A 13,712-nucleotide genomic window follows, 5' to 3' on the forward strand; every position below is an offset into this window, starting at 1 on the left:
ATTCATAATAATATCTTTAATTCAAGATGTCAATTGTTTTTCGTAAATAAAATATTTAAATTTAATTTTTGAATTTTCATCAAATTGTTCTTCTGAACAAGATTTTACTTTCCATTCATCTTTATTAAATGTTGGAAAAAATGTATCTCCTTCAAAATTATGTTGAATTTCTGTTATATAAAGAGTGTCTAGGTAAGGAAATGAAAGTTTAAATATTTCTTCTCCGCCGATAATAAACAAATCTTTACTTAAATTTTCCTTGATATAACTCTCTATATCATTTATTACAGCTACTCCCTCTGCTTTATAATCAGGTTGCCTTGTAACAACTATATTCTCACGATTAGGAAGTGGCCTACCAATTGATTCAAATGTCTTTCTACCCATGATCACTGTATGACCAGTCGTTATCTTTTTAAAATAAGCGAGTTCCTGAGGTAGATGCCATGGCATTTTATTATTTAAGCCAATTACATTATTTTCTGACATTGCTAAAATAGCTGCGATCATACACTTACTACTCCCTTGATAGCAGGATGCGAATCATAGTCTTCTAATGAAAAGTCTTCAATTGAAAAGTCAAAAATATTTTTGATGTTCGGATTAATCTTCATTTCCGGCAATTTTTTTGGTTCCCTTGTTAATTGCAAATTGATTTGTTCAAGATGATTTGTATAGATATGTGCATCTCCAAATGTATGTACAAAATCCCCTAACTCTAAATCACAAACTTGAGCAATCATCATTGTTAAAAGTGCATATGAAGCAATGTTAAAAGGTACACCAAGGAATATATCAGCTGAACGTTGATACAATTGACATGAAAGTTTACCATCGTTTACATAAAATTGGAAAAAACAATGACAAGGTGCAAGTGCCATTTTATCAATTTCTCCAACATTCCATGCCGACACAATTAATCTTCTTGAATCAGGATTTGTCTTAATTTGTTCAATTACTTCAGAAATTTGATCAATTGTCGATCCATCACCTGCTTGCCATGATCTCCATTGATGGCCGTAAACTGGTCCTAATTCTCCATTTTCATCTGCCCACTCGTTCCAAATTCTAACACCATTATCTTGTAAGTAACGAATATTCGTATCACCTTTTAAAAACCATATTAATTCATGAATAATTGATTTTAGGTGAACTTTTTTTGTAGTTACTAATGGAAATCCTTCTTGGAGGTTAAAGCGCATTTGATAACCAAACGTACTGATCGTTCCTGTACCTGTTCGATCTGTTTTAGTCATCCCATTATCCAATACGTATCTACATAACTCTAAATATTGCTTCATATTGACCTCCTAAATAAAATAACTCACTTTTGATTAAATCAAATAATATTTTATATGTATGGACAGAAAAATCACAAGATTCTTCTTTACTATTTCTCAATATATCCAAAATGAAACTCAGCTGACTTTCGAATTAACTGCTTAAAGCCATATTTTTCAAATCGATCACTCTTAAAATGATCTTTTAAAACGACTCTTTTTCTTGCTACTCTAATTGCTTCATTCATTGCTTCGAATGACAGATCACTAAATGATGCTAAATTTTTTAAGCCTGCTATACCATTCGAGCTCTCAATATTCCGTTCAAACATTGGGTCAAAATAGACAATATCAAAAGAATTATCTTCTAATTTGTAAAGATATTCTTTGTAATCACTATTTTCAACTATTATTCTTTTTGTAATCTGTTCCCAGTCAATTATATTTTGCTTATTTGTATGCAAGCCATGCTCGGTGAGATAAGCTATTATGTTGTTTTTCTCTAGTCCGACAACTCGTCCATGTTCACCTACAACATAACTTGCTACTATACTATCCGATGCCATTCCAAGTGTACAATCAAGTAGTTCATCTCCACTTGTTAATAAACATGCTTCGCAAAACGGATCATGATCTCCATTTTTGAGTCTTCGGATACGAAACACCGATGAGTTAGGATGAAAAAAATATGGGAGTGAATGTCCGTGTTCATACCATTCGATCCTTTGTTTACCTACTACAAGAATGGGTTCTTTCCACTTATTATATAGTTCGTCTAAACTATATTCATTTCTTTTTATTTCCTTACTGGCTAAATCGGATGCGATTTTTTTAGCTTTTTTTGTTAATTCGTCATTTGGTCTTAAGCATGTTGTAACAATCATATGTCTCCTTAAATTAAGAAAAAAAGAGGAGATTTCCTCTTTTTACATTTGGTTAAATATCGACTGTATTCTAGCTTTAATATCCTCAGGAGTTGATCCCTCGATTTGTTCTCTTGGTATAAAACCAACAACTTCTTTCCCTTTAAAAACTGCCATTGAAGGTGAAGAAGGTGGGAACTCAGCTAAATACTCTCTTAATGTAGCTGTTGCTTCTTTATCTTGTCCTGCAAATACAGTCATCGTGTGTACAGGTTTATTATCTGCCTCTACAATTGCTTGAACAGCAGATGGTCTAGCTAAACCAGCTGCACATCCACACACTGAGTTAATGACAAAAAATGCTGTATCATTTAAATCATTCATAAATGAATCTACTTCTACTCCAGTTGTTAATTCCGTAAAACCATTTGAAGTTAATTCTTCTCTCATCGGTTTTACAATACCTTTCATATACTCATCGTATGCATTCATTCGTTTAAATCCCCTTTATCATTTTCTATTTTCATTCGCTCAGTCATTTGTTTCCAAACAGAGCCTAAAGCTTCTTCCCCATTTTCAATTCGATGTAGTGCAAGTTGAATTTGTAACTTCACCTCAAATTCAGGGTCATCAAGAGCTTCCTTAAGTGCCGGTATAGCACTTTCGTCACCAAGCTCAAATAAAAACATTGCAGCACGCCATCTAACTAATTTACTTGGGTCTTTTAGCGCATCAATCATTACTGGCATCGCATCTTCATATCCTAAATCAGAAATACAATCCCCAGCAATTCTCCTTACCCCAACAGCTTTATCTTTTAAAGCTTCATATAAATAAGGTAGTACTAATTTAGATTTTAACATACCTAAATAGGCAGTTGCTAACCTTCTTATTGAAACATGCTCATCTTTTAAAGCTATTTTTAACAATGGTAAGTCTCCAATTGTTGGATCAATTTTCACAAATCGAGCATACCTTTTTTTCCAATCAGTTTCTTCAAAAATATCTGCTGTAAACTGCTCATACTTTGGCGTTTCGTGTTTTTCACTCATTGACGAATCGCTAGTAATGACTTGATTTACGATATTCTGAATATCATTTTCTGTATGAGTGGCTGTTAATTCATCAATAATCTCTTTTTCAATCGTACTCAATTCGCCATAACGAATTCCAAAGTCTATCCATTGTCTTTCAAAAACAACATTTGAAGCTGCTGAAGTCAGTTTCATAATTGCTTCTTTATAATATGGAGGTAAAGCCGCTCTCTGCTCTTCTCCATTTACGATTAATTTTAATTGCATAGGAATATTATGATACATTTGAACAAATACTTGAACCTCACCGAAATGCTTATCAATAGTCGATTCTTCAATTTCTGATTCATTTACATCTTCCCCAAATACATTTCGTACTTGAAGTAGAATAGCTTGCCAATTCGCATTCGATTTTCGATCAATGGCTAAGAAATCAGATACATGATATACACTCTTAATTCCTTCTATTGCTAAAATTTCTTTAATTTTCAAAGGAGCTTTATCAATATTATCAATTGAATAATGATTTCTACTTCCAGTTGGAAGCTCCTCATCTAATAAAACCTTCATTGTATTCGGACTTGGTGTTGGTTCGATTGATTTTATTTTCATCGCTATCTCCTCTTCTTGTCATTAATGTTATTTTATCAAAAAGAGGAACATCTCACTATTGTAACGCCTTCACAAATTGTTCAAACTCTGAAGGCTTTGATTTGTTTACATTTTGAGTTGTCTCTTCAGATCGAGTAGTGAAAAGATGAAATCGCTCTGCTACGATCTCAGTTACATAAATTTGCTTCTCTTGGTCATTCATATAACTCGAAGTCTTTACTATTCCTTCAATTGAAATTTCCATTCCTTTTTTCGCTCTTGAAACTGCATATTCTGCCTTATTACTCCATAATCGTATTGATACATAATTAGTTACTGTTTTCTTTAGATGTTCAGAATACACGTTTGTTGCGATATTAATAAAAGTAGTTTTCTTTCCATTTGAAGTAGTTTGTAAAATTGGATCCTTTGTTAATCTTCCTACAAGAACGACATTATTAACCATTATGACCATCTCCTCTGTTTTTTTACTACAATACACTGAATAGATATTTGAGTAAAAAATGAAAAAAAGTATTTTAATTGAAATTAATTCTTTAAAATACCATTTTCAAATACAAAGAATTAAGTAATAAAGGTTTAATAAACATTGAAAAATAAATTTATAAGTTTTATTTTAAGCTTTCTACTAAATCACTTAATATTGACCAACGTTCCATCTTTGATTCTAATAAAGCTTCATTTTCTTCGATCTCTTTAGATAATTTAAACGCTTCTTCAAAATTTGATCCTACTGCTAATAATTTTTCATTTAGTTGTTCAATCGTATTTTCAATCTTCTCGATATCAGATTCTATGCTTTCCCATTCCTTTTGCTCCTGATATGATAATCGTTTTTTCTTTTGGTCTTTTTGCTGTACAGGTTTTTCGGCTACCGTTTTCTCTACTATCATTTCCTTTTTTTCAATAGATTTACGTTCTAAATAATCTGTATAACTTTCTAAAGTAGAAGAAATCTTCCCTTCACCTTCAAAGATTAATAACTTATTTGTTACTTTATCTAAGAAATAACGGTCATGGGATACAGTTACTACTACACCACTAAAATTTTCGATATAGTCTTCTAAAACTGTTAACGTATCGATATCTAAATCATTTGTTGGTTCATCTAGTAATAAAACATTTGGAGCAGTCATTAATAACCTTAATAAATATAGTCTTCTTCTCTCACCGCCAGAAAGTTTTCCTACTTGAACGCCATGTGAATGTGTTGGAAACAAAAATGTCTCAAGCATTTGAGAAGCTGATATTGTTTTTCCATCAGGCGTATGGATTACCTCTGCTTCTTCTTTAATATAATCAATCATTCTCATAGTTGGATTGATATTTTCTTGTATTTGAGTGTAGTAAGCCACTTTAACAGTTTGACCTATGTCAATCTGTCCATTATCCACTACTTCTTCACCTACGAGCATTTTTAGTAAAGTGGTTTTACCAGCCCCATTTTCACCGATGATACCAATTCGATCATTTTGTAGTAGGAGCATATTAAAATTATCTAATAGATTTTTATCATTAAATGATTTACTTACGTTGATAAATTCAACTACCTTCTTACCTAAACGCGTTTGTTGGAAATTCATTTCTAATTCACTTTGTTCCTGATTTCCAATTTTAGTAGACAAATCCTCAAATCGCTGAATTCTTGCTTTTTGTTTGGTAGTTCGAGCTTTTGCACCTCTTCGCATCCAGGCTAGTTCTCTTCTAAATAAATTATTTCTTTTTTCATTTGTTGCAGCATCTTGTTCTTCCCTTGCTGCTCTTTGTTCAATATAATATTGATAATTTCCTTCGTAGCGATAAATATTCCCATTTGAAAGTTCCAACAAAGCAGTTGTTACTTCATCTAAGAAATAGCGATCATGTGTAACGAATAAAACAGCATTTTGTAATCTCTTTATGTATTCTTGTAAAAATACGATACACTCGTAGTCTAAATGGTTGGTTGGCTCATCTAAAATTAGTAAATCACTTGGATGAATTAATGCTTTAGCTAAAGCAACTCTCTTTTTCTGTCCACCTGATAGAAGCGTAACATCTAAATTCAAGTCATTTAATCCTAACTTTGATAGAATTGTTTTTGCATTTGCTTCTAAATCCCAAGCATTTTTTGTATCCATTTCGGATTGCAGCTTCATTAATTCATTTTGTAATGCTTGATTTGAAGGATCTTTTTGTAATGACTGAAGTGTTTTTTCATAAGTCTTTACTAGCTCCATCACCTTGTCTTCGCTTTCAAAAACTGCTTCAAGTATCGTTTGATTTTTTATAAAATCTTCATGTTGTGGAAGATAGCTTATAATATAATCTTTTGGAGTAATAATTTTACCTTCATCAGCCGATTCTGCACCTGAAATAATTTTTAATAAACTTGACTTACCTGTCCCGTTAATTCCTAATAATCCGATTTTTTGCCCTTCACTTACGGTAAATGAAATTTCGTTAAATAATGTTTTTTCTCCATAAGTTTTCATTAAACTTTCTACACTTAAGATCTTCATTCTGTAAAATTCCACTCTTTCATAAATTGGTTTATGAATCCCTCTACATACTCATGTCTTTCTTCTGCCATTGCTAAAGCTGTTCTTGTATTCATTAAATCTTTTAATTTTAATATTTTTTCATAAAAGTGATGTAGTGATGAACTCTGATCACTTCTATATTCCTCCATTGTCATGTTTTCTCTGATTTGAAAATTAGGATTAAACATACTTCTATCTTTTTTGCCACCGTATGCAAATGTCCTTGCTACCCCGATTGCACCGATGGCATCTAATCGATCTGCATCTTGTACGATCTTTCCTTCTAATGAAGTTGGAATAATGCCATTTCCACCTTTAAATGAGATGTTTTCTACTATATAGATTATTTCTTCTACTTGATTTTTATCTTCAAATAGATTCATTAATAATTCTACTAATTGTCTTTTTTGTTCTGATAGATCGGTATGTAATTTATCATCAATAACATCGTGTACTAATGCTGCACACTCTACTATAAATTCATTTGCGTTCTCTTTTCGAGCAATATGTACGGCTAAATTTCTAACCCGATTTATATGAAACCAGTCATGGCCACTGCTATCTCCACTATGAAGATCTTGAACATATTTTTCGATTTGTATAATGATTTGTTTGTGATTCATTCAAAGTCCCTCCAAGAAATAGACTAGTGATATTATACCATTTTTCTTTTAGCTAAATCATTGATTAGAAGATATCGTGGTAACTAATTTTATTCTATATAAAAATAACCTTCACAAAATAAATGTGAAGGTTTAATTTTTTCTTATGCTTTTAACAATTTCTCAATTGTTGATCTCATTTCTTGAGGGTTCGTTTGAGGTGCAAAGCGCTCAATTACATTACCTTTTTTATCAATTATGAATTTAGTAAAATTCCATTTTATTGATTTTAATCCCATTATTCCTGGCGCTTTTTCACGTAAGTACTTATATAACGGATCTGCGTTTTCTCCATTTACATCGATTTTTCCAAAGATAGGGAAAGTTACACCAAAGTTTAATTCACAAAAACTTTGAATTTCCTCATTTGAACCTGGTTCTTGGTTCATAAATTGGTTGCAAGGGAAACCAAGAACGACTAAACCTTGTTCTTTAAATTCTTCATATATAGCCTGTAAATCCTTATATTGAGGTGTATAACCACATGCACTTGCTGTGTTTACGACAACAATAACTTTATCTTTAAAATTTGAAAGAGGTATCTCTTCACCTTTACTACCTTTTACTTGAAAATCATAAATACTCACAATCTATTCCTCCTCCATACCATTTACCTTTATAGTAATTATTTTCCATCAAAATGTCTATTTCTAAGAACGATTAATGAAAAAAAACTTCAAACATGATTTAAATTAATCTATAGTTAATGTACATACTAATTTTCTACACCATTTAAATAATAAAATGGAGGTAAAATGATGGAAAATATCGGTTTCGGTACATATTTAATTGATTTATATGATTTATCGATGGAAAAACGAACTGGAAGTTATGTCATACTTGCAAATGATTTAACAATTATTGAAACAAGTGCAAGTCCTTCCCACGACTATTTGTTAAAAGGACTAAGCGAATTAAACATTCCTTTAGAGAGCATTAAAAATATTATCGTAACTCATATTCATTTAGACCACTCTGGTGGTGCCGGATTATTAATGGAGAAATGTCCTAATGCAACTCTATTCGTCCATCCTAAAGGTGCACCTCATTTGTCTAATCCAGCAAAGTTAATCGCGAGTGCAAAACAAGTTTATGGTGAGGATTTTGATCGATTATTTGATCCTATATTACCTGTTAACGCTAATCGAATTCATGAAGTGTTTGACGGCGAGGAGCTACTTATTGGCGAAAATCATAAGCTGACCTTCTTATTTACACCTGGGCATGCTAATCATCATATTTCAATATTTGACTCAAATAGCAAATACATCTATACAGGTGATACATTAGGAATTTACTATCCTCAATTGAAAAAAGAAATTGGAACGTATATTTTACCATCAACATCACCAAATCAATTCTCTAAACAATTAACTTTAAATTCACTAGAAAAAATTAAAGAATTTAATCCTGACGCAATTTGCTTTGGACATTATGGTTTAACGGATCAAACTCAGGTAGTATATAATTCTTTAACTTCAAAATTGGATCTATTTATTGAAATCGCAAATAAAGTAATAAATGAGTATGCTCAATTATCATTCAATGAGAAGAGTAAAAAACTTAGTGAAATTTTATTCCAAGAAATCAAACAAGACCTTCTCGAAAAAAACATTCAAGAAAATCATTCTGTTTTTCAATTAATCACTTTAGATATCGAAGTGTCATCAATGGGTTTAATCCTAGCACTTGATAAAAAATAAAAACTTCAGCACAATGCTGAAGTTTTTTCTTATTTTTGTTTAGGCTTTGAAAACTTTTTCGTTTTACCTTGAGTTGGATTAACACTATTTCTTTTTTCATTTGTTTCTTTTACTGGTTTTTCTTTCACTACATTCTTTTGAATTTCACCGTGTGATACCGTTAGTTGTTCAAAAAATAACTTTTGAGTACCTCTAAGTGTGAATAAATGTTTTTGTTCACGAGGCGTCACTAAGTTAATTACCGTACCTTGATTCCCCATTCTTCCAACACGTCCACTTCGATGAGTGTACTGTTCTACTTTCTCAGGTACGTCAAGCGTAACTACATAAGGCAAATCTTGTAAATCAATTCCTCTTGCTGCTACGTCTGTTGAAAATAAGAGTTTTATTTTACCAGATTGTAATTCCTTTAGCACTTTGCTTCGTTCCATTTTACCAAGTTTCGAATGTAATACCGCTGTACGTATTCCTCTGAAATTTAACTTAGAAGCAAATCCTTCTAATTTAAAAGGTTCATTACTAAATACAATTGCTTTCATATGATCAATCGAACCGATTCGTCTTAGTAATTCTAATTTATCACGTTCATCACATGGGATGAAGCCATGAATGATATTACCTTCTAAGCTTTGATTGATTGTAATTTCCTTTAAATTACTACTTTGATCTTTTGCAAATTGCATTGCTTGAGGAGTAATCGTCGCTGAGAAAAATAATAACTGACGATCTTTCATTGTCGTCTTTACAATTTGAGGTAAATCTTTTTGATCATCTGTCTTAATTAATTCATCTACTTCGTCGAATACCATTTTCTTTACGCCATGCATTTTAAGTTTTTTAAGCTTAATTAGCTGTGAAATTCGACCTGGTGATCCTACAATTATTTTCGGCTTTTGTTTCAATTTTTCGATTTGACGCTTAACATCAGCTCCACCAACAATTGATGCTACTTTTATATTTGTATTTTGAGTATAGTCTTGAACGACTTGGAAAATTTGCATAACAAGTTCTCTTGTCGGTGCCATAATGATTACTTGTGGACTTTCCTCTTTTTCATCAATTAATTGAATTAAAGGCAATACGTATGCAAGAGTTTTTCCAGTACCAGTAGGTGACTGTACTACTACATCGTATCCCTCAAAAATTGCAGGAATCGTTTGCTCTTGGACTTCTGTCCATTTCGAAATATTATTTTCTTTTATTTTTAATACTGTTTGTTCTGATAATTGAAATAGTTCCATTTAAATCTCCTTTAATAGTTGCTCATCGTACCATTGTAACATTATTTCCGAAATATGTATTAATTCTTCTAATTTATCAAAATCATCTTCCGTAATTTTTTCAGTGAAATAAAAAATCACCGATGTTTCTATAGTATTTTTATCAATAATTCCTTGTTTAATGTTACGAATTACTGAGAATTCTTGCCTTGTATGACTATTTAATAGAAGAAGACTTCGTTTAAGAACTTCAATTTTTAATTCCTTTGGAAAAAAATACGCTATCTCGACTGTACATCCAACATTTGAATCTCCTTTTAGCAATTCTGAATACAAATCTCTAGCGGTCGTTGAAAGAGTAATTTTACAAATAGAATTTATTTGATTTGTATTTATTTTTTTGAATTGTAACGAAAACTCACGACTCATTTTGGAAAGATTTACTAGATCATTCCGATCAATGATTTCAAATTCTCCATCTAAATCTTTATCATAAATAATTCCCTCTGTGATCACCTTCATATTATCGAAAGCTGTAGGATCAAACATATTAACAACACCTCCACTACAAACGAAAGAGGATAACCAATTAAAGTTTGGTATCCTCTACCTCATTACAAAATTTCTAATTAAAATAAACCTTGCGCTTGTCCAAATTCATCTACATCCATATTTAAAGCTGCAGGTTTTTTAGGTAATCCTGGCATCGTTAAGACATTGCCGGTTAATGCTACAATAAAACCAGCCCCAATTGATGCTTTTAATTCTCTAATTTCTAGCGTAAAACCAGTAGGTCTTCCTAAAAGCTGAGGTTGATCTGATAACGAATATTGAGTTTTCGCCATACAAATTGGCAAGTTATCCCAACCATTTTCTTTAAATTCAGTAATTTGTTTTTTTGCTTTATTTGAAAAGTTCACATCGACTGCACCATATACTTCCCGTGCAATCTTACGGATCCTTTCATCGATTGAATCAGATAAATCATATAAATAATGGAATGGTTGTTTCTGTTTATTTAATGAGTTAACAAGGGTTTCTGCTAAAGGGACTCCTCCAGTTCCACCATGTTCCCAAACTTCTGTTAATACAACTTCTATTCCGTTCATTTGTCCCCATTGTTTTAGATACCTAATTTCATCATCTGTATCTGTAATGAATTTATTGATTGCCACGATAACTGGAACATTAAATTTTCGTATTGTATCAACATGCTTTTCTAAATTACAAATTCCATCTTTCATTGCAGAAACATTCTCAAATGTAAGTTCATTTTTATTTACACCACCATGCATTTTCAGCGCTCTAATCGTCGCAACAATTACGACTGCATCTGGTGTAACACCTAATGCTCTTGTTTTAATGTTTAAGAATTTCTCTGCACCTAAATCTGCACCAAACCCCGCTTCTGTAACAACGTAATCCCCTAATTTTAAAGCCATTTTAGTTGCTATTACGCTATTACATCCATGAGCTATATTCGCAAAAGGACCTCCATGAATAATTGCTGGTGTGTGTTCAATTGTTTGAACAAGATTTGGTTTTATCGCATCTTTTAATAATAGTGTAAGTGCTCCATGAACACCTAAATCACCTACTGTTACTGGTTTTTTATGTATAGTATAAGCAACAACAATGCGTTTTAATCTTTCCTTCAAATCTTTTATTGAAGACGCCAAACATAGTACTGCCATAATTTCTGAAGCAACAGTAATATCAAAACCATCTTCTCTAGGAACACCTTCAGTAGGTCCTCCTAATCCAATAATTATTTTTCGTAACGCACGATCATTTAAATCAACTACACGTTTCCATGTAATTCTTCTAACATCAATTTCGAGTTCATTACCTTGTTGAATATGATTATCGATAAATGCAGCTAATGCATTATTTGTTGTTGTAATTGCGTGAATATCACCATTAAAATGTAAATTAATATCATCCATTGGAAGTACTTGAGAATAACCTCCTCCAGTAGCTCCACCTTTTACTCCCATTGTCGGGCCTAATGATGGTTCCCTTAAAGCAACAATCGCTTTTTTACCAATTTTATGAAATGCTTGTGCAAGTCCAACAGTAACTGTCGACTTTCCTTCTCCCGCTGGTGTTGGGTTAATAGATGTAACTAATATTAATTTTCCATCTTCATTATCTTTTAATCGCTCAAGAACTGTTAAAGATAATTTTGCTTTATAGTGCCCATAATTTTCCACATCATCTTCAAACAGATCCAATTCCTCAGCAATATTTGTTATTTTTTTCATTTTAGATTCAAATGCAATTTCTAAATCTGACTTTACATGATTACTCATTAAATCATCTCCATTACAAATCTTAAGTAACCAAATTATAACATGATTTTACATTTTTTTCATTCGCTTAGAACCCTTATATATCAGCATTTACTTGTGAAATTAGTAATACTTTCTACTTATCAAAGTAGCAGTAAGTCGCATACTAAACATAAGGCATGAGAGAAGGGAGTGGAATTATGTATCGTCACAAAAAGAAACAACATCATAAACATCATAACCATAAATTGTCAAACGACCATGAAGAAGAATATGGTGCTGAATTTTATCCAACAAGGGATATTTATTATACAGATTCGAAATCAAATTCATACATCTCCAGATTAGTACTAGGTTATGTAGCTCTATTTTTTTCCCTATTTTCATTGTTCTTAATGCCTGTAGTATTCGGTCTAATCGGAATTGTGCTTGGTATTTATACAGTGACAAAAGGTCACTCCACTTTAGGTTATACATCAATTGGATTTGGTTTATTTTCAGTCATCGTTTCAATATTCTACAATTTATTATTTGTATTAAGTGCAATTCTATAAAGAAGTCTGTTCATTCTATTGTTGTTTTTTAATAGGAGTTTTAGTTTCCGCTCCGATTAAAATTTTATAAATAAATTATCAAAACAACAATTTTTGAATAACAAAAAAGAGGATTCATTAAGAATCCTCTTTTAAACTTCAATAACACTCCACTCATCATCTTTTTTCGAATAAGTTAAATTCGCAAAGTGATTTGTTCGATCTTTATATTCTTCTACATTTTCTAAAACTTCATCTACACCCGAATAAAAATCCACACGAAAAATTGGGATTTCAATTACTTTTCTATTTTCATTTCTATCACTAATATCAATAATTAATCCATCTTCCATTAACGGATAAAGTGTTAACATCAGCTTAATATTAATTGGATTTATCGCTTTTGAACGTTGGAAAATATTTAAACTTCTTCTTTGAAGATGCGTTATTTTTTGAGAAATGACATTACATAACATAAAAATAAAGTCATTAATACGTTTATAATAAACCTTTTGATACATTCCATCGCTAATTGTTAGATAAGCAAAGGAATTATTTAATCTCGGTATAAAAGGTTTCATCAATGGCTCTTTTTTATGTGCAAGATATAATAATTCTGCAATTTCTTTTGGCTCAAGTTCATCTAAGTCTGCTAGTTCTTCAAAATCGATCCAACAAAGTTCATCATGTTCACTTTGTTCAAGAATAAATTGATTGATATATTCTTTTTCAACATAGAAAAAAGAAGAGTTTAAATTAAAATCTGACCATTCTCTATCATGTTTCAATAAAAGAATATTCTGAAGTGGAAAAGGCAGCCCTTGTACAAATTCTTTATAATTTATTCCTGAAGTGATAAAGCAATGATTATGGTTATCACCATATATATAGATAATCTCCTTTACTGAATCAATCCCTGCCAACGATAATGCCACCTTTAATTTTTTTCTTAATCATATCATATATTCCCTTAAAATTATCATCTAAAATAC

The 13,712-nt window shown here is 31.4% G+C and carries 15 protein-coding genes; 2 read left to right on the forward strand and 13 right to left on the reverse strand.

Going from position 1 to position 13,712, the window contains the following annotated elements:
* Window positions 1–21: 21 nt before the first annotated feature.
* The 9 genes from B7R65_RS06560 to B7R65_RS06600 all read right to left on the reverse strand — a co-directional run bounded on the left by B7R65_RS06560 (window position 22) and on the right by B7R65_RS06600 (window position 7,560).
* The gene (locus B7R65_RS06560) at window positions 22–510 is read right to left on the reverse strand and encodes a dihydrofolate reductase (protein WP_088041974.1); all 489 of its coding nucleotides are present in this window, start codon (window positions 508–510) and stop codon (window positions 22–24) included.
* Window positions 507–1,301 carry a thymidylate synthase gene (locus B7R65_RS06565; protein ID WP_088041975.1) on the reverse strand — a complete coding sequence of 265 codons (795 nt, stop codon included), beginning with the start codon at window positions 1,299–1,301 and terminating at the stop codon, window positions 507–509. Before B7R65_RS06565 ends, B7R65_RS06560 begins: the two co-directional genes overlap by 4 nt.
* A gap of 89 nt (window positions 1,302–1,390) precedes the next feature.
* Complete coding sequence (locus B7R65_RS06570) at window positions 1,391–2,164, reverse strand: class I SAM-dependent methyltransferase (protein ID WP_088041976.1); 774 nt, start codon at window positions 2,162–2,164, stop codon at window positions 1,391–1,393.
* 42 nt (window positions 2,165–2,206) lie between these two features.
* A complete protein-coding gene (locus B7R65_RS06575; RefSeq protein WP_088041977.1) occupies window positions 2,207–2,635 on the reverse strand; it encodes a BrxA/BrxB family bacilliredoxin in 429 nt (142 codons plus the stop codon).
* On the reverse strand, window positions 2,632–3,789 hold the full coding sequence (locus B7R65_RS06580) for a conserved virulence factor C family protein (RefSeq protein ID WP_088041978.1): 1,158 nt from the start codon (window positions 3,787–3,789) through the stop codon (window positions 2,632–2,634). The genes B7R65_RS06575 and B7R65_RS06580 overlap by 4 nt, the downstream gene beginning before the upstream one ends.
* A gap of 55 nt (window positions 3,790–3,844) precedes the next feature.
* Complete coding sequence (locus B7R65_RS06585; RefSeq protein WP_179194797.1) at window positions 3,845–4,234, reverse strand: single-stranded DNA-binding protein; 390 nt, start codon at window positions 4,232–4,234, stop codon at window positions 3,845–3,847.
* A gap of 166 nt (window positions 4,235–4,400) precedes the next feature.
* Window positions 4,401–6,290, reverse strand: coding sequence for an ABC-F family ATP-binding cassette domain-containing protein (locus B7R65_RS06590; protein WP_088041980.1), 1,890 nt, complete (start codon window positions 6,288–6,290; stop codon window positions 4,401–4,403).
* Complete coding sequence (locus B7R65_RS06595) at window positions 6,287–6,934, reverse strand: HD domain-containing protein (protein WP_088041981.1); 648 nt, start codon at window positions 6,932–6,934, stop codon at window positions 6,287–6,289. The genes B7R65_RS06590 and B7R65_RS06595 overlap by 4 nt, the downstream gene beginning before the upstream one ends.
* 143 nt (window positions 6,935–7,077) lie before the next feature.
* Window positions 7,078–7,560 (reverse strand): glutathione peroxidase, encoded by a 483-nt coding sequence (locus tag B7R65_RS06600; RefSeq protein WP_088041982.1) that lies wholly within the window; start codon window positions 7,558–7,560, stop codon window positions 7,078–7,080.
* Window positions 7,561–7,731: 171 nt separating this feature from the next.
* On the opposite strand from B7R65_RS06600, the gene B7R65_RS06605 reads away from it, so the two are divergent.
* Complete coding sequence (locus tag B7R65_RS06605) at window positions 7,732–8,676, forward strand: MBL fold metallo-hydrolase (protein WP_256941193.1); 945 nt, start codon at window positions 7,732–7,734, stop codon at window positions 8,674–8,676.
* A 29-nt stretch (window positions 8,677–8,705) separates the two neighbouring features.
* On the opposite strand, the gene B7R65_RS06610 is transcribed toward B7R65_RS06605, so the two are convergent.
* The 3 genes from B7R65_RS06610 to B7R65_RS06620 form a co-directional block, all read right to left on the reverse strand.
* Window positions 8,706–9,917, reverse strand: coding sequence for a DEAD/DEAH box helicase (locus B7R65_RS06610; RefSeq protein ID WP_088041984.1), 1,212 nt, complete (start codon window positions 9,915–9,917; stop codon window positions 8,706–8,708).
* Window positions 9,918–10,445 (reverse strand): hypothetical protein, encoded by a 528-nt coding sequence (locus B7R65_RS06615; RefSeq protein ID WP_088041985.1) that lies wholly within the window; start codon window positions 10,443–10,445, stop codon window positions 9,918–9,920.
* 80 nt (window positions 10,446–10,525) lie between these two features.
* Window positions 10,526–12,208 (reverse strand): formate--tetrahydrofolate ligase, encoded by a 1,683-nt coding sequence (locus B7R65_RS06620; RefSeq protein ID WP_088041986.1) that lies wholly within the window; start codon window positions 12,206–12,208, stop codon window positions 10,526–10,528.
* Window positions 12,209–12,387: 179 nt separating this feature from the next.
* Here B7R65_RS06620 and B7R65_RS06625 point away from each other — a divergent pair, with 179 nt between their 5' ends.
* On the forward strand, window positions 12,388–12,741 hold the full coding sequence (locus B7R65_RS06625; RefSeq protein ID WP_088041987.1) for a permease: 354 nt from the start codon (window positions 12,388–12,390) through the stop codon (window positions 12,739–12,741).
* A gap of 131 nt (window positions 12,742–12,872) precedes the next feature.
* On the opposite strand, the gene B7R65_RS06630 is transcribed toward B7R65_RS06625, so the two are convergent.
* On the reverse strand, window positions 12,873–13,643 hold the full coding sequence (locus B7R65_RS06630; RefSeq protein WP_088041988.1) for an oxalate:formate antiporter: 771 nt from the start codon (window positions 13,641–13,643) through the stop codon (window positions 12,873–12,875).
* Window positions 13,644–13,712 lie beyond the last annotated feature (69 nt).

The sequence above is a fragment of the Bacillus sp. EAC genome, assembly GCF_002156875.1.
GTDB lineage: Bacteria > Bacillota > Bacilli > Bacillales > Bacillaceae_G > Gottfriedia.